The organism is Pseudomonas sp. Sample_21, from assembly GCF_004307525.1.
GTDB classification, from domain to species: Bacteria; Pseudomonadota; Gammaproteobacteria; order Pseudomonadales; family Pseudomonadaceae; genus Aquipseudomonas; species Aquipseudomonas atacamensis.
Genome location: NZ_RCNZ01000104.1, coordinates 151,962 through 176,175 on the forward strand (window position 1 = coordinate 151,962; position 24,214 = coordinate 176,175).

Annotated in this window: 22 protein-coding genes; 14 read left to right on the forward strand and 8 right to left on the reverse strand. The window is 62.3% G+C overall.

From position 1 onward, the window contains the following. Window positions 1-119 precede the first annotated feature (119 nt). Window positions 120-1,484 (reverse strand): ethanolamine permease, encoded by a 1,365-nt coding sequence (eat, locus tag D8U71_RS19955; RefSeq protein WP_130888500.1) that lies wholly within the window; start codon window positions 1,482-1,484, stop codon window positions 120-122. Window positions 1,485-1,884: 400 nt separating this feature from the next. Between eat and kdpF the strand changes: the two genes are divergently transcribed. The 6 genes from kdpF to D8U71_RS19985 all read left to right on the forward strand — a co-directional run bounded on the left by kdpF (window position 1,885) and on the right by D8U71_RS19985 (window position 10,062). Then, the gene (kdpF, locus tag D8U71_RS19960) at window positions 1,885-1,974 is read left to right on the forward strand and encodes a K(+)-transporting ATPase subunit F (RefSeq protein ID WP_007899818.1); all 90 of its coding nucleotides are present in this window, start codon (window positions 1,885-1,887) and stop codon (window positions 1,972-1,974) included. A gap of 8 nt (window positions 1,975-1,982) precedes the next feature. Next, window positions 1,983-3,677, forward strand: a complete 1,695-nt coding sequence (gene kdpA, locus D8U71_RS19965) for a potassium-transporting ATPase subunit KdpA (protein ID WP_024013853.1) — start codon at window positions 1,983-1,985, stop codon at window positions 3,675-3,677. Window positions 3,678-3,687: 10 nt separating this feature from the next. Further along, window positions 3,688-5,745 carry a potassium-transporting ATPase subunit KdpB gene (kdpB, locus tag D8U71_RS19970; protein WP_130888501.1) on the forward strand — a complete coding sequence of 686 codons (2,058 nt, stop codon included), beginning with the start codon at window positions 3,688-3,690 and terminating at the stop codon, window positions 5,743-5,745. Window positions 5,746-5,975: 230 nt separating this feature from the next. Continuing rightward, entirely contained in the window at window positions 5,976-6,521 is a 546-nt protein-coding gene (kdpC, locus tag D8U71_RS19975) for a potassium-transporting ATPase subunit KdpC (RefSeq protein ID WP_122603618.1), read from the forward strand. Between the two features lie 145 nt (window positions 6,522-6,666). Beyond that, the gene (locus tag D8U71_RS19980; protein ID WP_130888502.1) at window positions 6,667-9,318 is read left to right on the forward strand and encodes a sensor histidine kinase KdpD; all 2,652 of its coding nucleotides are present in this window, start codon (window positions 6,667-6,669) and stop codon (window positions 9,316-9,318) included. Window positions 9,319-9,366: 48 nt separating this feature from the next. Then, window positions 9,367-10,062 carry a response regulator gene (locus D8U71_RS19985; protein ID WP_016770895.1) on the forward strand — a complete coding sequence of 232 codons (696 nt, stop codon included), beginning with the start codon at window positions 9,367-9,369 and terminating at the stop codon, window positions 10,060-10,062. 109 nt (window positions 10,063-10,171) lie between these two features. Here the strand turns inward: D8U71_RS19985 and D8U71_RS19990 are convergent, their stop codons facing one another. Further along, window positions 10,172-11,209: a patatin-like phospholipase family protein gene (locus D8U71_RS19990; RefSeq protein WP_039759961.1), complete on the reverse strand. Its 1,038-nt coding sequence runs from the start codon at window positions 11,207-11,209 to the stop codon at window positions 10,172-10,174. Between the two features lie 214 nt (window positions 11,210-11,423). Between D8U71_RS19990 and D8U71_RS19995 the strand changes: the two genes are divergently transcribed. The 3 genes from D8U71_RS19995 to D8U71_RS20005 all read left to right on the forward strand — a co-directional run bounded on the left by D8U71_RS19995 (window position 11,424) and on the right by D8U71_RS20005 (window position 13,601). Next, complete coding sequence (locus D8U71_RS19995) at window positions 11,424-11,702, forward strand: hypothetical protein (RefSeq protein ID WP_016770894.1); 279 nt, start codon at window positions 11,424-11,426, stop codon at window positions 11,700-11,702. A gap of 105 nt (window positions 11,703-11,807) precedes the next feature. Next, window positions 11,808-12,569, forward strand: a complete 762-nt coding sequence (locus D8U71_RS20000) for a CHAD domain-containing protein (protein ID WP_130888503.1) — start codon at window positions 11,808-11,810, stop codon at window positions 12,567-12,569. A 237-nt stretch (window positions 12,570-12,806) separates the two neighbouring features. Further along, entirely contained in the window at window positions 12,807-13,601 is a 795-nt protein-coding gene (locus D8U71_RS20005) for an acyl-CoA thioesterase domain-containing protein (protein ID WP_130888504.1), read from the forward strand. Between the two features lies 1 nt (window position 13,602). Here D8U71_RS20005 and D8U71_RS20010 read toward each other — a convergent pair whose 3' ends face one another. From D8U71_RS20010 to D8U71_RS20020, 3 genes are all read right to left on the reverse strand, one after another. After that, window positions 13,603-13,968, reverse strand: a complete 366-nt coding sequence (locus D8U71_RS20010) for an Mpo1-like protein (protein WP_016770891.1) — start codon at window positions 13,966-13,968, stop codon at window positions 13,603-13,605. Between the two features lie 203 nt (window positions 13,969-14,171). Beyond that, complete coding sequence (locus D8U71_RS20015; RefSeq protein ID WP_130888505.1) at window positions 14,172-15,653, reverse strand: methyl-accepting chemotaxis protein; 1,482 nt, start codon at window positions 15,651-15,653, stop codon at window positions 14,172-14,174. Between the two features lie 207 nt (window positions 15,654-15,860). Beyond that, window positions 15,861-16,667 carry a TatD family hydrolase gene (locus D8U71_RS20020; protein WP_130888506.1) on the reverse strand — a complete coding sequence of 269 codons (807 nt, stop codon included), beginning with the start codon at window positions 16,665-16,667 and terminating at the stop codon, window positions 15,861-15,863. A 234-nt stretch (window positions 16,668-16,901) separates the two neighbouring features. Here D8U71_RS20020 and D8U71_RS20025 point away from each other — a divergent pair, with 234 nt between their 5' ends. The 3 genes from D8U71_RS20025 (at window position 16,902) to D8U71_RS20035 (ending at window position 19,429) form a co-directional block, all read left to right on the forward strand. After that, on the forward strand, window positions 16,902-18,323 hold the full coding sequence (locus D8U71_RS20025; RefSeq protein WP_130888507.1) for a transglycosylase SLT domain-containing protein: 1,422 nt from the start codon (window positions 16,902-16,904) through the stop codon (window positions 18,321-18,323). 113 nt (window positions 18,324-18,436) lie between these two features. Continuing rightward, window positions 18,437-18,871, forward strand: a complete 435-nt coding sequence (locus D8U71_RS20030) for a DoxX family protein (protein ID WP_016770887.1) — start codon at window positions 18,437-18,439, stop codon at window positions 18,869-18,871. A gap of 249 nt (window positions 18,872-19,120) precedes the next feature. Then, entirely contained in the window at window positions 19,121-19,429 is a 309-nt protein-coding gene (locus tag D8U71_RS20035; protein ID WP_123443538.1) for a class I SAM-dependent methyltransferase, read from the forward strand. Between the two features lie 6 nt (window positions 19,430-19,435). On the opposite strand, the gene greB is transcribed toward D8U71_RS20035, so the two are convergent. The 3 genes from greB to D8U71_RS20050 are packed head-to-tail and all read right to left on the reverse strand — an operon-like array spanning window position 19,436 to window position 23,155. Beyond that, window positions 19,436-19,933: a transcription elongation factor GreB gene (gene greB / locus D8U71_RS20040; protein WP_016770885.1), complete on the reverse strand. Its 498-nt coding sequence runs from the start codon at window positions 19,931-19,933 to the stop codon at window positions 19,436-19,438. Window positions 19,934-19,967: 34 nt separating this feature from the next. Further along, the gene (locus D8U71_RS20045) at window positions 19,968-22,472 is read right to left on the reverse strand and encodes an ABC transporter permease (RefSeq protein ID WP_125926350.1); all 2,505 of its coding nucleotides are present in this window, start codon (window positions 22,470-22,472) and stop codon (window positions 19,968-19,970) included. Further along, window positions 22,472-23,155 (reverse strand): ABC transporter ATP-binding protein, encoded by a 684-nt coding sequence (locus tag D8U71_RS20050; RefSeq protein WP_130888508.1) that lies wholly within the window; start codon window positions 23,153-23,155, stop codon window positions 22,472-22,474. The genes D8U71_RS20045 and D8U71_RS20050 overlap by 1 nt, the downstream gene beginning before the upstream one ends. Window positions 23,156-23,165: 10 nt before the next feature. Here D8U71_RS20050 and D8U71_RS20055 point away from each other — a divergent pair, with 10 nt between their 5' ends. Together D8U71_RS20055 and D8U71_RS20060 are read left to right on the forward strand one after the other, a co-directional pair. After that, window positions 23,166-23,771: an arylesterase gene (locus tag D8U71_RS20055; protein WP_177434126.1), complete on the forward strand. Its 606-nt coding sequence runs from the start codon at window positions 23,166-23,168 to the stop codon at window positions 23,769-23,771. A gap of 57 nt (window positions 23,772-23,828) precedes the next feature. Next, window positions 23,829-24,122: a hypothetical protein gene (locus tag D8U71_RS20060; protein WP_016770881.1), complete on the forward strand. Its 294-nt coding sequence runs from the start codon at window positions 23,829-23,831 to the stop codon at window positions 24,120-24,122. Window positions 24,123-24,214 lie beyond the last annotated feature (92 nt).

The following is a 24,214-nucleotide window of genomic DNA, read 5'->3' on the forward strand; positions in this document are numbered from 1 at the left end:
CTTAATGGCAGCTTGACGGGCGAGGACTTCGCCGTGCGATGCTGCATACCACCTTTGAGCGAAACGACTTCGCGGTGGTTCCATTCTAGGCCGCTTATGCCCGGTACATCTGAACCGTGTTACAGACCGGTCAACATGGCATCCGCCGGCGCATCGGCGCGCAGTTGCCCGGTCAGCATGAAGTAGCAGAACCCCACCGCCATGAAACCGAGGAAAATCAGCCCGATCAACGTGTTGAACCATGCCATCGCCACCAGGCAAACCACCGCCAGTACCAGCGCGATCAGTGGAACCAGCGGATAGCACGGCGCGCGGAAAGTACGTTCCAGATTCGGTTCCGATTTACGCAGTTTGAACAGGCTGAGCATGCTCATGATGTACATCACGATCGCGCCGAACACGGCCATGGTGATCATCGCTGCGGTGAGTGTCATGCCGCCGAGGTTGATCAGGCCGTCGCTGTAGATCGCCGCGATGCCGATCAGGCCGCCAGCGATGATTGCGCGGTGCGGGGTCTGGAAGCGCGACAGTTTTGCCAATGAGGCGGGCAGGTAACCGGCGCGGGCCAGAGCGAAGAATTGTCGTGAGTAGCCGAGGATGATGCCGTGGAAACTGGCGACCAGGCCGAACAGGCCGATCCACACCAGCATGTGCAGCCAGCCGGAGTTGTCACCAACCACGGTTTTCATCGCCTGCGGCAGTGGGTCGTTGATGTTGGATAAGGTGCGCCAGTCGCCGACACCGCCAGCGAAGAACATCACGCCCATGGCCAGCAACACCAGGGTCAGGATGCCGCTGATATAAGCTTTTGGGATCGTGCGTTTCGGGTCCTTGGCTTCTTCGGCGGCCATGGCGGCGCCTTCGATAGCGAGGAAGAACCAGATTGCAAACGGGATCGCCGCGAACATCCCGGCAATTGCCGGCGCGCCGAAGACGTCGGAACCGGCCCAGCCATTCAGGGCAAAGTTGCTGAAGCTGAATGCCGGCGCGACCACGCCCATGAACACCAGCAACTCAGCCACCGCCAGCACGCAGACGATCAGCTCGAACGTCGCCGCCAGTTTCACGCCGAGGATGTTCAGGCCCATGAACACGATGTACGCGCCGACCGCCGCGTGTTTCGGGTCCAGTGCCGGAAATTGCACATTCAAGTAAGCGCCTATCGCCAAAGCAATCGCTGGCGGGGCGAAGACGAATTCGATCAGTGTGGCCAGTCCGGCGATCAATCCGCCTTTTTCGCCAAACGCGCGGCGGCTGTAGGCAAACGGCCCGCCGGCATGGGGAATCGCGGTGGTCAGTTCGGTGAAACTGAAGATGAAGCAGGTGTACATGGTCGCGACCATGAATGAGGTCACCAGAAAACCCAGCGTACCGGCCACGCCCCAGCCGTAACTCCAGCCGAAATATTCCCCGGAAATCACCAGTCCCACGGCAATGCCCCACAGGTGCACCGTGCCCAGCGTGGGTTTGAGTTGTGTGTTCATGCGCTTGCTCCCTGAAGGATTGGAAAGCTTCGGGGGAGGGCGTGTGCAGTGGGCGTGCCACTACGCTGAAACAAGTCGTAATGAGTTCAAAGCTGTCGCAGCGGGGATGTTCGGGTGGGGATAGCTGCTTTTTGTGCGCCAGTTGGGTGCGATGTTGTCGGTGATGCCGTCTTCGCGAGCAGGCTCGCTCCCACATTTTGAAATGCGTTGCCCCGGTGGGAGCGAGCCTGCTCGCGAAGGCGCCAGCCCAAACACCACGAAACTCAGCCGTAAAGCCCGCATAAACCCACTCTTTACGCTTTCTTTATGACCCACGCCGCGCCTCGCTCTCGTTCCTTTACAGCCTCCTTCCCGACAATCGCTGCACACACGGCAATACGCCGTTACACGGAGATCTTCCATGAGCGTTCTGGACGGGGTGTCACTGCTGTTGGCAGTGGGGCTGTTCATTTATCTGTTGGTTGCGCTGTTGCGCGCGGACCGGAACTAGGAGCGGCTATGCACAGTTATGACTATTGGCTGATCCTCGGATTTTTTGCGCTGGTCCTGCTGCCAGCGCCGTTCCTTGGGCGCTTCTATTACAAGGTGATGGAGGGCCAGCGCACCTGGCTGACGCCGATTCTCGGCCCGGTCGAGCGCGGTTGCTATCGCCTTGCCGGGGTCGATGCGCAGGCGGAGCAGAGCTGGCAGAAGTACACGCTGGCGCTGCTGGCGTTCAACCTTGCCGGTTTCCTGCTGCTGTTTGCGATTCTGCTGTTCCAGGATCACCTGCCGCTGAATCCGCAAAATCTGCCGGGCCAGGAATGGACCCAAGCGTTCAATACCGCGGTCAGTTTCATGACCAACACCAACTGGCAGTCCTACAGTGGCGAAGCGACCCTCAGCTATCTGAGCCAGATGGTCGGTCTCACCGTGCAGAACTTCGTCAGCGCCGCCACCGGCCTCGCCGTGCTGGTCGCGCTGTGCCGTGGCATCGGCCGTAAATCGGCGCAGACCCTCGGCAACTTCTGGGTCGACATGACCCGCGCCACCCTCTATGGCCTGCTGCCGCTGTGCCTGCTGCTGGCGCTGTATCTGGTCTGGCAGGGTGTGCCACAAACCTTCGCGCAGTATGTAAATGCCGTGACCCTGCAAGGCGTCGATCAGGTGATCCCGCTCGGCCCGGCCGCCAGCCAGATTGCGATCAAGCAACTGGGCACCAACGGTGGTGGTTTCTTCGGGGTCAACTCGGCGCATCCGTTCGAGAACCCTACTGCGTGGAGCAACCTGTTCGAAGTCGCTTCGATCATCCTGATCCCGGTGGCGCTGGTGTTCACTTTCGGCCATTACGTCAAGGACCTGCGTCAGAGCCGCGCGATCATCGCCTGCATGCTGGCGCTGTTCCTGATCGGCGGCGCGACCTCGTTGTGGGCCGAGTATCAGCCGAATCCGACCCTGAACAACGCCGCTGTCGAGCAAACTGCGCCGCTGGAAGGCAAGGAAGCGCGCTTCGGCACTACCGCGACGGTGCTGTGGTCGGTGACTACCACGGCGGCCTCGAACGGTTCGGTCAACGGCATGCACGACAGCCTCAACCCGCTGAGCGGCATGGTCGCGCTGGTCAACATGATGGTCGGCGAAGTGATCTTCGGCGGTGTCGGCGCCGGGCTCTACGGCATGTTGCTCAACGTGCTGATCGCGGTGTTCCTCGCCGGTCTGATGATCGGTCGGACGCCGGAATATCTCGGCAAGAAGCTTCAAGCGCGTGAGGTGCAATTGCTGGTGGTGACGCTGCTGGTGATGCCCGTCGGCGTGCTGGTGCTCGGCGCCATTGCCGCCACGGTTCCCAGCGCTGCGGCAACCATCAGCAACCCCGGCGCGCACGGTTTCAGTCAGTTGCTCTACGCCTACACCTCGGCCAGCGCCAACAACGGTTCGGCATTCGGTGGCCTGGGCGCGAACACGCCGTTCCACAACCTGATGCTCGGCCTGGGCATGTTGATCGGCCGTTTCGGCTACATCCTGCCTGTGCTGGCACTGGCCGGTAGCCTGGCGATGAAGAAAAGCGCACCGGTTGGCCAGAACAGCTTTCCGACTCACGGCCCGCTGTTCGTGACCCTGTTGACCGTGACCATTTTGCTGGTGGGCGGCCTGACGTTCCTGCCGACGCTGGCGCTCGGTCCTGTCGCCGAACATTTAAGTATGGGCTTCTAAGGAATCCATCATGAATATGCCTGCAATCAAACCCGCCGCCGTCAAAGCGCCGGAACAAGCCAAAACCGCGATCTCGGCCCTGTGGCGTCCGGCGCTGGTGCAAGCCTTCGTCAAGCTCGACCCTCGGCAATTGGCGCGTTCGCCAGTGATGCTGGTGGTCGAACTGACGGCGATTTTCACCACCGTGCTGTGCTTCCTTCCGGACGCTGATGTGCCGACCTTCGTCGCCGCACAAATCGCTCTGTGGCTGTGGTTCACCGTGCTGTTCGCCAACTTCGCCGAGGCCTTGGCCGAAGGTCGTGGCAAGGCCCGCGCCGACAGCCTCAAGGCCGGCAGCGAAGGCCTCAGCGCCCGTTGCCGCCAAGCCGATGGCAGCTTCAAGATCGTGCCGGCTGCCAATCTGCGCAAGGGCGATGTGGTGCGAGTCGAAGCCGGGGAAATGATCCCCGGTGACGGCGAAGTCATCGAAGGCATCGCGGCGGTCAACGAAGCGGCGATTACCGGTGAATCGGCGCCGGTGATCCGCGAGTCTGGCGGCGACCGTTCCGCCGTCACCGGCAACACGCGGCTGGTGTCCGACTGGCTGCTGGTGAAGATCACCACCAACCCTGGTGAATCGACCCTCGACCGCATGATCGCCCTGGTCGAAGGCGCCAAGCGTCAGAAGACCCCGAACGAAGTCGCGCTGGATATCCTGCTGATCGGCCTGACCCTGATCTTTCTGCTGGTGGTCGTCACCCTGCAACCGTTCGCGCATTTCGCCAATGGCAGCCTGCCGCTGGTGTTCCTCGTGGCGTTATTGGTCACGCTGATCCCGACCACCATTGGCGGTCTGCTGTCGGCCATCGGTATCGCCGGGATGGATCGGCTGGTGCGCCTGAATGTGATCGCCAAATCCGGCCGCGCGGTGGAAGCGGCGGGTGACGTGCACGTGCTGTTGCTCGACAAGACCGGCACCATCACCTTCGGTAACCGTCGTTGCAGCGCGGTGTATGCCGCGCCGGGTGTGACCGGCCGTGAGCTGGCCGAAGGCGCGTTGTTTGCTTCGCTGGCCGACGAAACCGCTGAAGGCAAGTCGATCGTCGAGTTCCTTCGTGGCCTGCATCCACAACCGGAGCCGGCCCCGGAAACCCTAATCGCCGTGCCGTTCAGCGCGGAAACCCGTTTGTCCGGCGTCGATTATCAGGGCCGCGTATATCGCAAAGGAGCGGTGGATTCGCTGCTGGCGTTTCTCGGTCAGCAGCGCACCGATCTGGCCCCGGCGCTGGCGCGCGAGATCGACAAGATTGCCCAAAGTGGCGGCACGCCGTTGCTGGTCTGCGCTGACGGCAAATTGCTTGGTGCGATCCATCTCAAGGACGTGGTCAAACCAGGCATCCGCGAGCGTTTTGCCGAGTTGCGCAAACTGGGGATTCGCACGGTGATGGTCACCGGCGACAACCCGCTGACCGCAGCAGCGATCGCCGCTGAAGCGGGCGTCGATGATGTGCTCGCCGAAGCCACGCCGGAGAAAAAACTCGCGCGGATTCGTCACGAGCAGAACGACGGTCGCCTGGTCGCCATGTGCGGCGACGGCGCCAACGACGCCCCGGCGCTGGCCCAGGCAGACGTCGGCATGGCGATGAACGATGGCACGCAAGCGGCACGCGAAGCGGCGAACATGGTCGACCTCGACAGCGACCCGACCAAGCTGCTCGACGTGGTGCAGATCGGCAAGGAATTGCTGGTGACCCGTGGCGCGCTGACGACCTTTTCCATCGCCAACGACATCGCCAAATATTTCGCGATTCTGCCGGCGCTGTTCGCCTCGATTTACCCGCAGTTGGGCGTGCTGAACATCATGCATCTGAGCAGTCCGCAGAGCGCGATTCTCTCGGCCATTGTGTTCAACGCGCTGATCATCGTTGTGCTGATTCCACTGGCATTGCGCGGCGTGCGGGTGCAGGCAGCGAGTGCGGCGGCGTTGCTGCGGCGCAATCTGCTGATCTATGGCGTCGGCGGGATTGTCGTGCCGTTCGTGGGGATCAAGGTGATCGACATGCTGCTTACGGCGTTGCATCTGGTGTGAGGCTGAAAAGAGCCCCTCACCCTAGCCCTCTCCCGGGGGGAGAGGGGACTGACCGAGGTGTTTGTGCGAGGTTCGCCGACCTGAAATTCCGAGCCGAACTCAGGTCTTGAACAGCATGAAGATCGGCTCCCTTTCTCCCTCGCCCCCTTGGGGGAGAGGGCTGGGGTGAGGGGGAAAAGATCTCCCTGACACCCGGCAAAAGTTTGTCCAACGAATTCGAGGATCTTGAAATGTCCACAATGATACGCCCGGCCCTGACCCTGTTAGCGCTGATGACCCTGATCACCGGCGTCGCCTATCCACTCGCGGTCACCGGCATCGCCCAGGTCGCTTTCCCGGCTCAGGCCAACGGCAGCCTGATCCACGACGCCGACGGCAAAGTTCGCGGCTCGTCGTTGATTGCTCAGGATTTCAGCGGCGACAACTGGTTCCACCCACGGCCGTCCGCCGGGGCTTTTGCCACGGTCGCCAGCGGCGCCAGCAACCTCGCGCCGAGCAATCCGGCCCTGGCGACCCGCGTAATCGAAGACGCGCAAAAACAACAAGTCGCTGGGCAGGGGCCGGTGCCATTGGCCTTGCTGACCACCTCCGCCAGCGGCCTCGATCCGCACTTGCCACCGGCAGCAATTGCCTATCAACTGGCGCGTGTCGCGGCGGCGCGCAACCTGCCGGTGTCGACCTTGCAGCAATTGCTCGATAAGCACATCGAACAACCGCTGGTGGGGCCGCCGGTGGTGAATGTGCTGGAGCTGAACCTGGCACTGCAAAACCTGTAATTCAGTTGATACCGATCGTTCCCTCGCTCTGCGTGGGAATGCATCAATAGACGCTCTGCGTCTGCTTTTATGGGACGCAGAGCGTCCCGGACTGCATTCCCACGCAGAGCGTCGGAACGATCATTCGTAAGAGAGAACATCAAGCATGAGCGACTCCGGCCGCGCCGACGCATTATTAGCAGACCTGCCCCGCGATGGCCGTGGCCGGCTCAAGGTTTTCCTCGGCGCAGCCCCCGGGGTCGGCAAGACCTACGCCATGCTCCAGGCGGCGCACACGCAACTGCGCCAAGGCGTGAAGGTCATCGCCGGCGTGGTCGAAACCCATGGCCGCGCCGAAACCGAAGCCTTGCTCGGCGGCCTGCCGCAGCAACCACTGGTGCGCAGCGAATACCGTGGCGTGCTGCTTGAGGAAATGGACCTCGACGGCATTCTCGCGGCCAAGCCGAAGCTTGTGCTGGTGGATGAACTGGCCCACAGCAACGCCCCCGGCAGCCGTCACGCCAAGCGCTGGCAAGACATTCAGGAACTGCTCTCCGCCGGCATCGACGTGTTCACCACGGTCAACGTCCAGCACCTGGAAAGCCTCAACGATCAGGTGCGCGGTATCACCGGCGTACAGGTGCGCGAGACCCTGCCGGACTGGGTCCTGCAGGAAGCTTTCGAGCTGCTGCTGATTGACCTGCCGCCGCGTGAATTGCTTGAGCGTCTGCGCGAAGGCAAGGTCTACGTGCCGGAACAGGCCCGCGCCGCCATCGATGCGTTTTTCACCCAGACCAATCTCACCGCACTGCGCGAACTGGCAATGCAGACCGCTGCCGCGCAGGTCGACAACGATCTCGCCCAGGGCTATCGCCAACTCGGCCAGGCCGCGCCGGCGGTGCGCGGGCGTTTGCTGGTCGGTATTGATGGCGATGCGCAGGCCGAGCGGCTGGTGCGTCACGCCAGCCGCGTCGCCCAGCGCCGGCATCTGCCGTGGAGTCTGGTACATGTCGACAACGGCAGTGCGCGGGATGAGCAATCACGGTTGCGCCTGCAAAGCGCCCAGCAACTGGCCGAACGCCTCGGTGGCGAAGTGGTGCTGTTGCGGGCTGGCGAAGTGGCGAAAACCCTGATTCAACACGCCGCCGAACGCCGCGCCAGTCTGTTGCTGGTCGGCCAGTCGCGGCCACGGTTGCGCCGTCGCCTGTTCGGCGGTGGCCTGGCGGCGCGCCTGCTGCGTCAGGCTCACGGTCTGGAAATCAACGTGCTCGACAGTGATCACGAGCAGCACCAACCGCGCCCGCGCAATTCAGTCACGCTGGTGTGGTTCGACTACGCGCTGGCGCTGGTCGCGACGTTGTTAGCCACGGCCTTGGCCTGGGCGGTGTCGAGTGTGTTGCCGCTGCCGAACATCTCGCTGGTGTTTCTCGCGGCGGTGTTGCTGGTGGCGGTGCGCAGCAGCCTCGGCCCGGCGCTGGCCTGTGCGGCGCTGTCGTTTCTCACCTACGATTTTCTGTTCATCCCGCCGAATTTCTCTTTCAGCATTCAGCGCGAAGAAGACGTGCTGACGCTGCTGTTCTTCCTGTTGATGGCGGCGCTCACCGGCAACCTCGCGGCGCGTCAGCGGCGGCAGTTGCAGGCCTTGCGCGATACCCAGGAAGAGACCAGCGAGCTGCTCGACCTGTCGCGCAAACTCACCGCCGCGACGGATCGCCAGGCCGTGATCAGCGCCGCCGCGCAACACCTCGAAGGCTGGAGCGATGTGCAATTGTGCTTGCTCAACCGCGACGGGCAGGGCGGCTGGAAAGTCGAAACCGGCGGGCCACTGCAATTTACCGAGGCCGAACGCGCCGCCGCCGATTGGGCCTGGCAACACGATCAACCTGCGGGCAAGGGCACCGGTACCTTGCCGCTGGGGCGTTGGTGGTGGTGGCCGTTGTCGGTCGAGGACGGGCCGCTGGCGTTGCTTGGTGTTTGCGCCAAGGAAGGCCAGAGCTTGAGCGGTCAGCGCCGACGTTTGCTCACTGCGCTGAGCCAGCCGTTGGCGCAAGCCCTGGCCCGCGCGCAATTGGCCGATGACCTCGAAGCGGCGCGTCTGCACGGCGAAACCGAACAGTTGCGCAGCGCTTTGCTGGCCTCGGTGTCCCACGATTTGCGCACGCCGCTGACGGCCATGCGCGGCAGCATCGACAGCCTGTTGGCCCTCGGCGAAGCGATCCCGCTGGAGGATCGCCGCGAGCTGCTCGAAGGTACCCGCGACGAGGCCGAACGCCTCGACCGCTACATCCAGAACCTGCTCGACATGACTCGGCTCGGCCACGGCGCCTTGAAGCTGGCGCGCGACTGGGTATCGCCGGCCGATATCGTCGGCAGTTCGCTCAATCGCCTGCGCGCCGTGCTGGCGCCGCTGCAGGTCAGCACCGAAGTGCCGGCCGAGTTGCCGTTGCTCTATGTGCACGCGGCGTTGATCGAACAGGCGCTGGTCAACGTGCTGGAGAACGCCGCGCGCTTTTCCCCCAGCCACGGTCGCCTGCAACTGCGCGCCGGCGCCGATGAGCAGGAGATTTTTTTTGCGGTCAGCGATGAAGGCCCGGGGATCCCTGAAGAGGACCGAGCGAAGATTTTCGACATGTTCTACACCGCCGCGCGCGGTGATCGCGGCGGGCAGGGCACGGGGTTGGGGCTGGCGATCTGTCAGGGCATGGTCGGCGCGCACGGCGGGCGTATTTCCGTGGCTGACGGCATCGACGGGCGCGGCACCTGCATCACCTTGCACCTGCCGTTGCAGGCACAACCGGGGATGGACGGTGAAGCTTGAAGTCGACTGCGCTACTCTCTTGCCAATCTATTGTGTTGATGTGAATTCATGAGCCAGACCGCGACCATTTTGGTCATCGACGACGAACCGCAGATTCGCAAATTCCTGCGCATCAGCCTCGCTTCACAAGGCTACAAAGTGCTCGAAGCCGGCACCGGCGCTGAAGGCCTGGCGCAAGCTGCGCTGAGCAAACCGGACCTGGTGGTGCTTGATCTCGGCCTGCCGGACATGGACGGTCAGCAGGTCCTGCGCGAACTGCGCGAGTGGGCGACCACGCCAGTGCTGGTGCTGTCGGTGCGCGCCAGTGAAGGGCAGAAGGTCGAAGCGCTGGATGGCGGCGCGAACGACTACGTGACCAAACCGTTCGGGATCCAGGAATTCCTCGCCCGGGTTCGCGCGTTGTTGCGCCAGGCACCGGCGGGGGAGGCGCAGCCGGCGGCGCTGAGTTTCGGCCCGTTGACCGTGGATCTGGCCTATCGGCGCGTGCTGCTCGATGGCGCCGAAGTCGCCCTGACCCGCAAGGAATATGCGGTGCTGGCGCAACTGGCGCGGCATCCGGGGCGGGTGATCACCCAGCAGCAATTGCTCAAGGATATCTGGGGGCCGACGCACACCGAGGACAGTCATTACCTGCGCATCGTGGTCGGGCATCTGCGGCAGAAACTGGCGGATGACCCGACCCGGCCACGGTTTATCGTGACTGAGGCGGGGGTTGGGTATCGGTTGTTGAGTGAAGCTGGCTGAGCTGACGCTTTCGCGAGCAGGCTCGCTCCCACAGGGGAATGCATTTCAAATGTGGGAGCGAGCCTGCTCGCGAAGAGGCCATCAAATATTCCGAAAAATCCGCATCAGATCAACCCTGCTCCTGCTCATACCGATCCAGCGTATCACTGGCAATCTCCCGCCCCAGGGCGATCAACTCCGGCGCCTTGTAGAACTCGAAAAACCGGCACACCCGCTTCGGCACGTTGATCAGGATATCCGGCGGATACCCGGCAATCTTGTACTGCGCCAGTGAGGTCTGCATCACCTCGAAACTCTGGTTGATCAGATCCAGCAACGACGCCGGCCCGACGTTATCGATGATGAACGAACCGGTGGCGGATTTCGGTGCGCCTTCGCGTTCCGGGGCGGCGGCCGGTTGCTGGCTTTCCGGTTCGACGCCTTCGAGCCACGGATTGATCTCCGCTGCCTCGGCGCGCAGGGCTTCCTGTTCCAGCTTCAACAATTGCTCGGCCTGTTTACGCCGGAACGGCAACTTCGAACCCATGGATTTGATCAGGCTGTCGAAGCGCGAACGGAACGCCGCCGGTCGCTCGATCACCGGCAACTTGTACTGGCGCTGATTGGTGGCGTTGAGGTTGACCGCGATGATCAGGTCGCAATGGCTCGATACCACCGGAACGATCGGCAACGGATTGAGAATGCCGCCGTCGACCAGCATGCGGTTGCCCTGCATCACCGGGGTAAACAGGCTGGGAATCGCCGCCGAGGCGCGCATGGCCTGATGCAGGCAGCCTTCCTGAAACCAGATTTCCTGCTGGTTGGTCAGATCGGCGGCGACGGCGGTGTAGGGGATGCGCAGGTCTTCGATGTTGATCTCGCCGACGATCTTGCGGATCTGCCCGAAGACCTTTTCGCCGCGAATCGCGCCGAGACGGAAACTCACATCGACCAGGCGCAGCACGTCGAGGTAATCAAGGCTTTCGATCCAGCGCCGGTACTCATCCAGTTTGCCGGCGGCATAGATCCCGCCGACCACCGCGCCCATCGAACAACCGGCAATGCAGGCGATGTCGTAGCCGCGTTTTTCAATTTCTTCGATAACGCCGATATGGGCATAGCCCCGGGCGCCACCTGAGCCCAGCACCAGTGCGACACGCTTTTTCATCAAACTTCCTCCCGACAAGCCTGCACAATGCACGCATCGGCCAAGCGGCTCAATCGCCAAGGTCGTTGCGCGAAGCGGTGACGTCGTTTTTCGTTCGCGGCGCACGCTTGCGCGCTATGCTCTGCGCCACGTGGTTTGACCGCTCAGCGAGGCACTTTTTCGCCGCTTGACCGTCTTACCTGCACGACTGTTGACCTACCTTGAGGTGTGAGTGATGAAAGCCTGGATCTGTGTACCGTTGATGGCTCTGGTTCTGGCCGGTTGCGCCGGCAAAACCGCGTACCGCGACAGCTGCGGCAGCCAACTCGACGCGGCCTGGCACGAACTGGACCTGGCCAAGGCTGAAGGCTTCGCCGGCACCGTCAGCTATTCCAAAGCGCTGTCGCTGCTGACCGCCGCCAAGACCCAGCAACAATTCGAAGGCTTCGAAGGCTGCAGCAAGAAAGCCGAGAAAGCCCGCTTCTACATCCGCGAATCCCGCGCAGGACGTTAAAAAAGCAGCTGCAAGTTTCAAGCTGCAAGCGGCAAGCTCAAAGCGACCCCATTCAGCTTGAAGCTTGTAGCTAGAAGCTTGCAGCTGTCTACGGAGTAGACCCCCATGATCGATCGCTTGGTGGCTCATGTTTTGAGCCTGGATGTGCGGCTGCTGGCATGTCAGGCGCGCTTGACTGCGCGCACTGATCCCGAGGCGTTGCATGATTTGCGCACTACGGTGCGGCGCTTGCGCAGTCTGTTGCGGCCGTTGCGCGGCTTGCCGGGAGTCGAGCAACTGGAGGCGGCGGCTTCGGCAGTGGGTGATCTGACCACGCCGTGGCGTGATCGCGAAGTGTTGGCGGCGTATCTGCTCGAGCATGAACAACCCGAGGCTGCGCAGCGGCGTCTGGCGCAAATGGCCGAGGCGTATCCGGCGCTGGCGGCGAGTGCGGAACTGGCTTCGCTGCTGATGATTCTCGACGCCTTTCCACGATTCTTGCGCGCGTCGCAGCGTCAGGGTCTGCTCAAGGATCTGGATAAACGCATTGAAAAACGCTTGGGCAAACAATGGCAGAAGCTCGATGCGGCGCTGCACGATCCCGCCCATGACCGCCATCGTCTGCGCCTGCTGATCAAGCGCGTACGCTATGGCATCGAAGCCTATCCCGAGCTGGATCGCTTGCCGAAACCGGCTTACAAACGCCTGAAATCGGCGCAAGGCGCACTGGGCGATTGGCACGATTGCTGGCAATGGCTGGCCCGCGCCGAGCAGGAAGCCGATCTGCAACCGTGCGTGGCCACCTGGCAGGCGGGGTTGATCAAGGCAGAGCTGAAGGCCGATCAAGTGCTGGAAAAGCTCAGCGCGACGTGTTTCAAACACTCCTGAAGATGGCTCTGTTCCCCTGTGGGAGCGAGCCTGCTCGCGAAGGGGCCGTGTCAGTCGCAATCGTTGTCGACTGATCGACCGCTTTCGCGAGCAGGGCTCGCTCCCACAAGGTGATTTGTCGCTTGAAGGAATCGGGCCAAGGCCTATCTGTCAGCCCATTTGACCGGAATAGACGCTGCGCCGCCGCCCGGGGCTGGGTAAGATCCGCGCATTCCTTTCTCGTTTTCCGAGGTTGCCATGCGCTTTTGCGATCTGCTCGATGCTGTCCGCCAACAACCTGAAGTGACGATCCCCGCCGAATGGGGGCAGGGCCGTGCCAGTTTTGGCGGGCTGGTGGCTGCGCTGCAATTTGAAGCCATGCGCGCCAGGGTGCCGACGGAGCGCCCCGTGCGTTCGCTGGCGATTACCTTTGTCGGCCCGGTCGAGCCGGAGGTGCCGGTGAGTTTCGAAGTCGATGTGCTGCGTGAAGGCAAAGCCGTCAGCCAGGTGTTGGGTCGCGCCATGCAAAATGGCCAAGTGGTGACGATCATTCAGGGCAGCTTCGGTGCCTCGCGGCCTTCGGTAGTCGCCGTCGAAGCCTATCCGGCGCCCACCATGAAACACTGGGACGAGTGCCAGGAGCTGCCCTACATCAAAGGCGTGACCCCGGAATTCATGCGCCATCTGGCGATGCGCTGGAGCGTCGGCGGTATTCCGTTCTCCAACACGCCATCACGCTTGATGGGCGGCTGGGTGCGGTTGCGTGGGGATGTCAAAGAGGAGCCGGTCAACGAGGCGCATCTGCTGGCGCTGGTGGATGCCTGGCCGCCGGCGCTGTTGCCGTATCTGAAGAAACCGGCGCCGGGTAGCACGCTGACCTGGACCATCGAATTCGTGCAGCCGTTACACGACTTGAGCACGCTGGACTGGTGCCAATACCTGGCCGACATCGAATACGCGGCCGACGGTTACGGTCATGTTGCCGCGAAGTTGTGGAGTGCGAAAGGGGAGTTGATTGCCATGAGTCGGCAGACCGTGACGATCTTCGCCTGACTCAATGCCGACGGTGGCGCTCACGCCAGGCGCGCCACCAGCCACCGCTGAGAAAGAACCGCGGAAAGGTCAGAAACTGCTCGACCAGCAAACGTGACACGGCATCTTTGCGATCACTGAACGGCTCGGAGGCTTGCGCCTCCAGGCCGTGACCGTGGCGCTGCAGACCCAGCGCCGCGATGATACCGATCACGCCGATGGCGACGCTGGCCAGGCTCAGGCTGAACACCCCCGACACGATCAACAGAAACGCCACGATGAACAGCGGCACGGCAATCAGGTGCAGAACCAGATTGGTCGGATGCTGATGATTGCCCGGGTAGGCGCGCCATTGCCACGCGGGAAGGTTGGGGTGACGTTTGCCCATGTTTGCTACTCCTCGATCCATGTTGAACTTCATGGTTGAAGAATAGGCCCGGGCGCGGAGGGCGGCGAATCAAGGTTGGCTATTGAAGTGATAGCCGTCATCGCAGGATTCGATGTAGATGCCTCTGACGCCTTCGCGAGCAGGCTCGCTCCCACATTGATTCAATGGTGCATGTGGGAGCGAGCCTGCTCGCGAAAGCGGACTCACAATTTCAACTGACCTATCGCCTTGTTCAACTCCCCGGCCAATGTAGCCAGCTCATTACTGGTCGTCGCCGAATCCACCGTCTGCTGCACGGTATTTTCAGTCACGTCACGAATACTCACCACCGCCCGGTTCATCTCCTCGGCGACCTGACTCTGCTGTTCCGCCGCCACGGCAATCTGCGTGTTGCTTTCGCGCATCTGCGCCACCGCTCCGGTGATTTCCGCCAGCGCCGCGCCAGCCTCCTGCGCCTGCTGCACGCAGTCGTCGGCCTTGTATGAACTCTCCTGCATGAAATCCACCGCATCGCGGGTGCCGGCCTGCAACGCGGCGATCATGCCGGTGATCTCGTCGGTGGACGCCTGCACGCGCTTGGCGAGGTTGCGCACTTCATCGGCGACCACGGCAAAGCCGCGCCCCATCTCCCCGGCGCGGGCCGCTTCGATCGCCGCATTCAGCGCGAGCAGATTGGTCTGTTCGGCAATGCTGTGAATCACGCTGACCACGCCGTTGATCTTCTGGCTGTCCTCGGCCAGGCGTTGAATCATGTCTGCCGTCTGCTGCACGCCGCTGGACAACCCGGCAATCGATTGCTGCACCCGCGCCACCACCTGCTGACCGCTTCCAGCGAGACCATCGGCGGTTTTCGACAGATCGCGGGTGGCACCGGCGTGTTGCGCGATGTGATAAACGGTGGCGGTCATTTCGTTGATCGCGGTGGCAGCCTGGTCGGTTTCGCTTTGCTGGCCGAGCATGCCGTGGCGCACATCATTCATGCTCGATGCCAGCCGCGCTGCACCGTCGTCCAATTGTCGCGCGGTGCTGGCAACGGTGCTCACGACGCGTTGATAACCGGCCTGCATGGCGTTGAAGGCATTGGCCATCTGCCCCACTTCGTCCTTGCCCACCAGCGGCACACGAGCAGAAAGATCGCCGGTTTTTTCAACGTGCAGCATCACGTCTTTCAACGTGTTGAGCTGGCTGAGCAGAAAGCGGATCAACAGTTGCGAGGCGCCGAGCATCGCCAGCATCAGGACGAAGACCGCCAATGCATAGTTGGCGAAACGCTCGCTAAACACCTGGCTCAGGCTCGGGGCATAGGCGATGACGGCCACTTGCTCACCGTCGGCACGGCTGAACACTTCGGCGCCCATCAATGGGTTGTCGCCGAACAGTGGCATTTCATTGATGGCGTTCCAGCCGTTGCTGCCGCTGATTTCCAGCAGCGGTTGATCATTGAGACGCGGCGCTTCACCGCGCTTGAAGCTCAGCACCTGAGCGGACTTGGGCAACGGTTGCCCGGTCGGCCAGGCCTTGAGCAACTGCGCCTGCGCCTGCGCGGACACCTGCGCGGCGTGGCTACGGGCCTGTTGTTCGAGATGCACGGCGTACAAAACCAACAGCAGGGTGGTGACAAAGGCGACCGCGTTGACCGCCCAGAATTTATATTTCAGCGAGATGTTGCTAAGCCAGGCACCCATGGAGGTCTTCTCTGATAGCGGAAACAGTTTTGGCAAGGTGCCATTATTGTGCCGCTATGCAGATTCGGGAGTTTTGATATGAATCAACAGATGCCGAGATCTATTGTGGGAGCGAGCCTGCTCGCGAAAGCGCTGCGTCATTCAGCCCATTTGTAGCTGATCCACCGCCTTCGCGAGCAGGCTCGCTCCCACAGGGGACGTGTGCAGTCAGGGGAGAATGGGGAGTTTAAAAAACGCCCGGGCACACGCGGTGGTATGTGCGGCCAGCGCTTCCTCGGTCTCGCCGCGATGCAACGCCACTTCGCGCAGCACTTCGCTCAGATACGCCGGTTCGTTGCGGCCGTTTTTCGGCTTCGGCCGCAACGTGCGCGGCAGCAGATATGGCGCGTCGCTTTCCAGCATCAGCCGTCCCGCTTTGATCTCTTTGACCAGTGGATGCAGATGCGTGCCCCGGCGTTCGTCGCAGATCCAGCCGGTGATGCCGATGTGCAGATCCAGATCGAGGTAGCTGAACAAGGCCTTTTGCTCGCCAGTGAAGCAGTGCACCACCGCCGCAGGCAGTTGATCGCGGAAGTCCTTGAGGATCTCCAGCAGGCGCTGGCTGGCATCGCGCTCGTGCAGGAACACCGGCAATTGCAGCTCCACGGCCAGCGCCAGATGTTCTTCCAGGACCTTTTCCTGTTGCACGCGCGGGGAGAAGTCGCGGTTGAAATCCAGCCCGCATTCGCCCACCGCGACGACGCTGGATTCGTTCAACAGACTGCGCAGGCGACGGGCGCTGTCAGCGTTCCAGTCGCTGGCCGAATGCGGGTGAATACCGGCGGTGGCGAACAGCCGTTGGCCGCTTTCATCCAGTTGCTGGCACAGTTCCAGCGCCTGCTCGCTGCCCTCGACGCTGGTGCCGGTCAGCACCAATTGGCAGACGCCAGCGGCATAGGCGCGGTCGAGCACGGCCTGGTGTTTGTCGGCGAAACTGGGGTTGGTCAGGTTGACGCCGATATCGATGAGTTGCATGGTGCTACCTCGGGCCGAAGGCCGGAAAGCATATCAGAGCTGTAGATTTATAAGAAAAGCCAAGAACTACAAAGACTTATGGCTGTCTGTTGAGGCCGCGAAGGACTCCGGGGTGGCGACAATGCCATCACTGTGCCAGTCTCTCGCACTTTACCAGCGCTCAGAGCGCTCTGTTTTCGTCGGTGATGTCGTCTTTTTTGCGACGAATTGCCCCGTATTCTTTTCGGAGAGTGGATGCATCGTCCCTCGGTTCTGCTGCTGTTGTGTGCTGCGTTGCTGCTGCCGATGACGGCGGTCGCGCGCCTGCCCGGGCCGCTGCAAGCCGTGCCGGCGAGCAAGGTTCGCGACCTCTCGGACATTCGCAGCAGCCGCGTGTTGCGAGTGTTGGTCAATCAGAGCCGCAACAGCTCCGGCGAGGTCCAGGGCCAGGCCATCGGTGTCGAGTACCACCGACTGCGCGCGTTCGAGCAATACCTCAATGGCCATGCTCGTGATGGCCAGGAAGTCACCCTCAAAATCATTCCCAAAGCCAAGGATCAATTGCTCGGCGCCTTGCAGCGCGGCGAAGGCGATATGGTCGCGCCCGGTGAATTGCTCGACCTGCCATCGGGCTATGCAGTGGCCAGCAGTGAGCCGATTGCCAGCAACGTGCCGCTGGTGCTGGTCGGCATCAAGGGCCAGCGCCGGTACACCAAGGTCGAGCAACTGTCCGGCAAGACCCTGGCGCTGCCCACCGGTAGTGCGGCGGGGGAGGTGGTCAGTCAGCTCAACCAGAAACTGGCGCTGCACAAACTCGCGCCGATCAACATCGAATGGGTCGATCCGACGCTGGCGGTGGAGGATGTGCTGGAGATGGTTCAGGGCGGGATTTTCCACCTGACCATCGTCGAGCAACCGATTGCCGAACGCTGGGGCAAGATCCTGCTGAAGCTGCGCCTCGATCGGCAACTGAGCCTCGGCGAGCCGGGCGAAGAACATTGGTTTGTCCGGCGCGATGCGTCGATGTTGCGCGCGAGCATCGATCGCTTCCTCACCGGTTACAAGAAACCGTCGGACGAAGACGCCGCGTTCCTTCGCATCTATCGGCGCCTTTATCAGGTGCACAATCCGCTGGCCAAAGCCGATCGCCAGCGTCTGGAAAAACTCCGTCCGACCCTGCAGAAGCATGCCGACGCACAAAACATGGACTGGCTCAATCTGGCGGCGCTGGCGTTCAAGGAATCGCGTCTGCAGCCCAACGCTCGCAGCGGCAGCGGTCCGACCGGGCTGATGCAGATCACCCCGTCCGCCGCGCAGCGGGTCGGCGTGAGCAATATCCAGAATCTCGATGCGAATGTGCAGGCCGGCGCCAAGTACCTGGCGATGATCCGCCGCAAGTTCTTCAGCAGCCCGAAACTCAACGAGCGTGAGCGCATGGCCTTCACCCTCGCCGCGTACAACATCGGCCCCGAGCGCGTGCAGGGTATGCGCGCGGAAGCCCGCCGCCGTGGCCTCAATCCCAACCAGTGGTTCTTCCAGGTCGAGCGCATCGCCATGGAGCAGGTGGGGATGGGCGCCGTCAGCTATGTTAATAGCGTGAACAAGTATTACCTGGCATTCGACCGGGAGCGTGAGTCGCTCGAGCCCCGGCAGCAGAAAGTGGTCACACGGAAATAATCTAACAATTCGATTGTTATGGCGAAATTTTTGCGCTTTAAACATGAAATAAACTGATTAATATAGCGACCAACCCAAACACACAAACACTTCTGCACAACAAGGAATGCACCATGAGCTCTCTGATCAACAAGGTTCTGTTCACCCGCGCCGGTTACGGCCTGACTGTCCTGCGCATTGCTGTCGGCGTGATCTTCGCCGCCCACGGTTCGCAGAAACTCTTTGGTCTGTTCGGTGGTTACGGCCTGGCCGGCACCGCGCAATGGATGGAAAGCATCGGCCTGACCCCGGGCTATCTGATGGCCTCGCTGGCCGGCGGTACCGAGTTCTTCGCCGGTCTGGCGCTGATCATCGGCCTGCTGGCACGCCCGGCGGCACTCGGTCTGGCGTTCCTCTCGCTGGTGGCGATCTTCTCGGTGCACATCGGCAACGGTCTGTTCATGGCCAACAACGGTTATGAGTTTGCTCTGGCTCTGCTGGCCGGCAGCATCGCGGTACTGATCGAAGGTGCCGGCAAGCTCTCGGCGGATCGCGCCATCGCCGGTTGAAGGCTCTGGCTCAAGGCAAAGGCCCGCATTGTGCGGGCCTTTTTTTGTTGCGGGGGATTCTTGACACTGGTCGGTCACGTTCTCTAGGATGTTGCCCATGCGCCGATTTAAACAGCTACTTGCGGGGCGCCAGGTGACTTCTACAGTTACCGTCAGAAGCCGGAACAGGGCTTCGAAATACCGCTAAAGCGCTGGTTCGGTGTTGCCTCTCACCTGCCATGCAGACTTTTGAGGCAGAGACACGACACGATGAACGCACTACGCCCTCCAGCACGTCCCGCGCCGATCACGGCACATGTCACCCAGCACAACCCGAAAATCCTTCTTGGCGGCAAACACCAGCCGACGCTGTTGCGTTATCTCGATGGCTGGCCACGTCGCAGCGGCGGTCCTGCCGCGTTCCTGATCCAGTTTGTCGATGACGGCGAGTCGCTGGCGCGTTTCGCTACGGACAGCTTCGATCTGGCAGTGATTCAGGCGCCGAGCGCAGAAGATGCGCCGGAGATGATCAAGCAACTGACCCGCGTAGCGCGGCAGGGCCTGATCACTCGGCGCTGATTGGTCTTACGGATATTCAATCGCCACGATATACACGAACTGCTCGCCGGTCGGCGTCTGCACCCGCACTTCTGCGTCGAGTGCCTTACCGATCAGCGCGCGGGCCAGCGGCGAGTCGATACTGATCAAGCCGAGTTTGAGGTCCAGTTCATCGGGGCCGACGATGCGGTAGCGCGATTGCTTGCCGTCTTCGTCTTCGATGGTTACCCAGGCGCCGAAATAGACCTTGTTCGGGTCGCTGGGTTTTTCGCTGACTACCTTGAGCGCCTCCAGGCGTTTGGTGAGAAAGCGCACGCGGCTGTCGATTTCCCGCAGCATCTTCTTGCCGTAAGTGTATTCGGCGTTTTCCGAACGATCACCCTGCGCCGCCGCTTCACTCACCGCCTGGGTGACCTGCGGGCGACGCACATGCCACAACTCATGGAATTCGGCGCGCATCCGCGCTTCACCCTCGGGGGTGATCAGCGCGGTGCCGGCGGTGCGGGGAGGGCGATAACGGCTCATGGCGACTTCTTGTGATTAAGACCGCTTGAGTCTATCAACCCTCGCGCAACACTGTCAGCGGGCTGGCGTTCAGCGCCCGGCGAGTGCCGAACACACCGGCGCCACCAATCAGCACGGCGCCAATCAACGGCAGCACCAGCAGCCATGGATGCGGATGCCATGGCAGATCGAAGGCGAAGCGGTACAGCACCAGACTGACCACCTCCGAACCGATCGCCGCGAGCAGACCGCTGACCGCACCCAACAAACCGAATTCGATACGCCGCGCCTTGATCAGCAACTGCCGCTCGGCACCCAGCGCGCGCAACAGCGCCCCTTGGCGAATGCGCTCATCCAGCGTCGCTTGCAGACCGGAGAACAGCACCGCCATCCCCGCAGCCAGAACAAACAACAACACATATTCCACCGCCAGGGTGACCTGAGCGAGGATGCTGCGCAGCTGTTCGAGCAACGCTTCGACCTGCAGGATGGTCACCGCCGGGAAGGTCCGCGACAGCTCGACGATCTGCTGATCATGCCCTGGCGCCAGGTAGAAACTGGTCAGGTAGGTCGCCGGCAGATCCTTCAGGGTGCCGGGCTGAAAGATCATGAAGAAGTTCGGCTGGAAATTGTCCCAGTTGATCTCGCGCAGGCTGGTGACCTTCGCTTCGCGATTGACCCCGCCGACGCTGAACACCATGTGATCGCCGAGTTTGAGTTTCAGGCTTTCGGCAACCTTGCCTTCCACCGAAACCCCCGGCACGTCGTCGGACGGCTGGCCGCTCCACCACGAGCCGGCGGTGAGCTTGTTGCCGGCCGGCAGATCCGCCGCCCAGGTCAGGCTCAGGTCACGCTGAATGGCGCGGTCACCGGCGGACTCCTTGCTGACGATTTGCTGCACCGCCTCGCCATTGATGCTGATCAACCGACCCGGCACCACCGGATACAACGGCGCCGCTTGCGCCGACACCTTGATCAGGTGATCGGCGAAAGCCTGTTTGTCCGCCGGGAGGATATTCAGCGCGAAGTAGTTCGGCGCATTTTTCGGTAGCTGGTTCTGCCAGGTGTCGAGCAGTTCGCCGCGCAGCAGTGCGATCAGCGCCATCGACAACAGGATCAGACCGAACGCCAGCGACTGCCCGGCCGCCGCCAATGGATGCCGCAACAACTGGCCAAGGCCCAGACGCCATGGCAACGAGGCGCGGGCCAGCATGCGGCGCAGGCTTTGCAGCAGCAACAACAGCAGGCCGCCCAGCACCAGCGCGGCGACCACGCCACCGCCGAGCAGGGCGAAGGTCAGCAGCAGGTCGAGGCTCAGACGCCACATGATCAGGCCCAGCGCACCCAGCGCCGCGCCGTAGACCATCCACGTACTTGAGGGGATCGGCAGCATGTCGCGGCGCAATACCCGCAGCGGCGGCACGCGACCCAGTGCAGCCAAAGGCGGCAAGGCAAAACCCGCCAGCGCCACCAGCCCGGTGCCAATCCCGGCCATCGCCGGAAACAGCCCGCCCGGCGGTACGTCACTTGGCAGCAAATCATGCAGCAACGCGAACAGCCCCAGTTGCGCCAGCCAGCCGAGCAGGGCGCCACTGATGGCGGCAATCAGGCCGAGCACAGTCAGTTGCAGACTGAACAGCACCATGGTTTCCCGGCGCGACAAGCCGAGGCAGCGCAGCAAGGCACTCGCATCGAAACGCCGACTGGCGAAACGGTTCGCCGACAACGCCACGGCTACGCCAGCCAGCAATACCGCAACCAGACTGGCCATGTTCAGGTAGCGCTCGGCCTTGCCCAGCGCGCCGCCAATCTGTCGGTTGCCATCACGGGCATCCTGGATTCGCTGATTGGCAGCGAGGCCTGGTTTGATCAATTCACGATAGGTTTCCAGCGTCTGCGGTTCACCGCGCCACAGTTCTCGATAGCTTACCCGGCTGCCCGGTTGCACCACGCCGGTGGCGGCGAGGTCGTCAAGATTGATCAGCACCCGTGGCGTCAGGCTGTAGAAGTTGCCAGCGCGATCCGGCTCGTAGGTCAGCACGCGGGTCAGCTTCAAGGTCTTCATGCCGACGTCGATGTTGTCGCCGATCTTCAGATCCAGCGCGGTCAGCAGACGCGCCTCGACCCAGGCTTCACCGGGTTGCGGTTCGCCGCCGACTTCTTCTTGGGCAAAGGGTGCGGGCGCGCTCTTCAGCTCGCCACGCAATGGATAGGCACGGTCGACGGCTTTGATGCTGGATAACTGAATGCCGTTGTCGGTGGCAATGACGCTGGAGAACTCCACCACTTGCGCATGATTGAGGCGCAGTTCGGTGCCGCTGCGGATTTGCTCCTCGCGGGCCGGCGAGCTGCCTTCAAGGACCAGATCGGCACCGAGAAACTCGGTAGCGCGCAGCATCATCGCGCCGTTGAGGCGGGCGCCGAAGTAGCCGATCGCGGTGCTCGCCGCGACGGCCACCACCAGCGCAAAGAACAACACGCGCAACTCACCGGCGCGGGCATCGCGCATGAGCTGGCGCAGGGCAAGGCTGAACAGACGCAACAGCGGCAGACGTGCCATCAAGGCTCCAGAGGGGCGACCAGCAGCCCGGCTTCAAGACGGATCAGGCGCCGGCAGCGATGGGCCAGGCGTTCGTCGTGGGTCACCAGCACCAGGGTGGTGCCGCGTTCCTTGTTCAATTCGAACAGCAAGTCGCTGATGCGCTCGCCGGTGTGGCTGTCGAGGTTGCCGGTCGGCTCGTCGGCGAACAGCACGTCCGGTTCGGCAGCGAAGGCGCGGGCGATGGCCACGCGCTGCTGTTCACCACCGGAGAGCTGGCGCGGCGAGTGGGTCAGGCGCTGGCCGAGGCCGACGCGCTGGAGCAATTGCGTGGCGCGCTCGCGGGCATCTTTGCGGCCATCGAGTTCGAGCGGCAGCATGACGTTTTCCAGCGCATTGAGGCTGTCGAGCAACTGGAACGACTGGAAGACGAACCCGACGTGCTCGGCGCGGATTCGTGCGCGCTGGTCTTCATCGAGATTGCTCAGGCCCTGGCCGGCGAGGGTGACTTCGCCGCTGCTCGGCAGGTCGAGGCCGGCGAGCAGGCCGAGGAGGGTGGATTTGCCGGAACCGGACGCGCCGACGATGGCCAGGCTGTCGCCCTTGTTCAGTTCCAGGCTGAGTTCGTGCAGGATAGTCAGTTCACCTTCCGCGCTAGGGACCACTTTGTTGAGGTTCTTCGCGGTGAGAATGCTTGCGCCCATGGAGAATCCGATGCGTGTATGGTTTTTGAGTGCTGGCCTGGCCTTGATGTGCATGGCCCAGAACGCAGCGGCGGGTACTGTCCTGATCGTTGGCGATAGTATCAGCGCCGGTTTCGGCCTGGATACCCGTCTGGGGTGGGTGTCGCTGCTCGAGCAGCGGCTCAAACAGGAGGGTTTCGACGATAAAGTGGTCAACGCCTCGATCAGTGGCGACACCAGTGCCGGAGGCCAGGCGCGGCTGCCGGCGCTGCTTGCAGAGCATAAGCCTGAGCTGGTAATCCTCGAGTTGGGTGGCAACGACGGCCTGCGCGGGATGCCGCCAGCGCAATTGCAACGAAATCTTTCCTCGATGATCGACAGCTCGCGGCAGAGCGGCGCGAAAGTGCTGCTGCTCGGCATGCAGTTGCCACCCAATTATGGCAAGCGCTACACCGATTCGTTCGCCGAGGTTTACGGCAAGCTCGCCGAAGAGAAAAACATCCCGTTGGTGCCGTTTTTTCTCGAAGGTGTCGGTGGTCATCCGGAGCTGATGCAGGCCGACGGTCTGCACCCGGCGGCCGGTGCTCAGAGCAAGTTGCTGGAAAATGTCTGGCCGACGCTAAAACCGCTGTTATGAGGCTTTTCTAGAGGCAGGCTTTCGGCTAATGTGGCGCCCCCTAATTTGGAGCCCCCGATGCCGCGTCCTGCCTGGTCCCTGTTTGCCTACCAACTGATCGAGCCTGACGAGCAGCTGGATCTGTTCGCCTGCCAGGAAGTGCGGGTGCATCTGGTGACGCGGCAGCTGGAACTCGGTGGCTCGGCCGATCGCACGCTCTGCGGCACTCTGCTGCCGGCGCAACCGCGCTGGTCGAATGTTGATCGGCGGGTGTTCCAGGATCAGCGCCTGTGCTCGCTGTGCCGGGCGATTCTCGAATCGCAGAAACGCGGTACGTCGCCGATCTGGCCCGAGCTTCGATTCGAACTTTAAGATCAAAAGATCGCAGCCTCGTTGCACTCGTCAGCTCCTACAGGGAATGCGTTGCAAATGTAGGAGCTGACGAGTGCAACGAGGCTGCGATC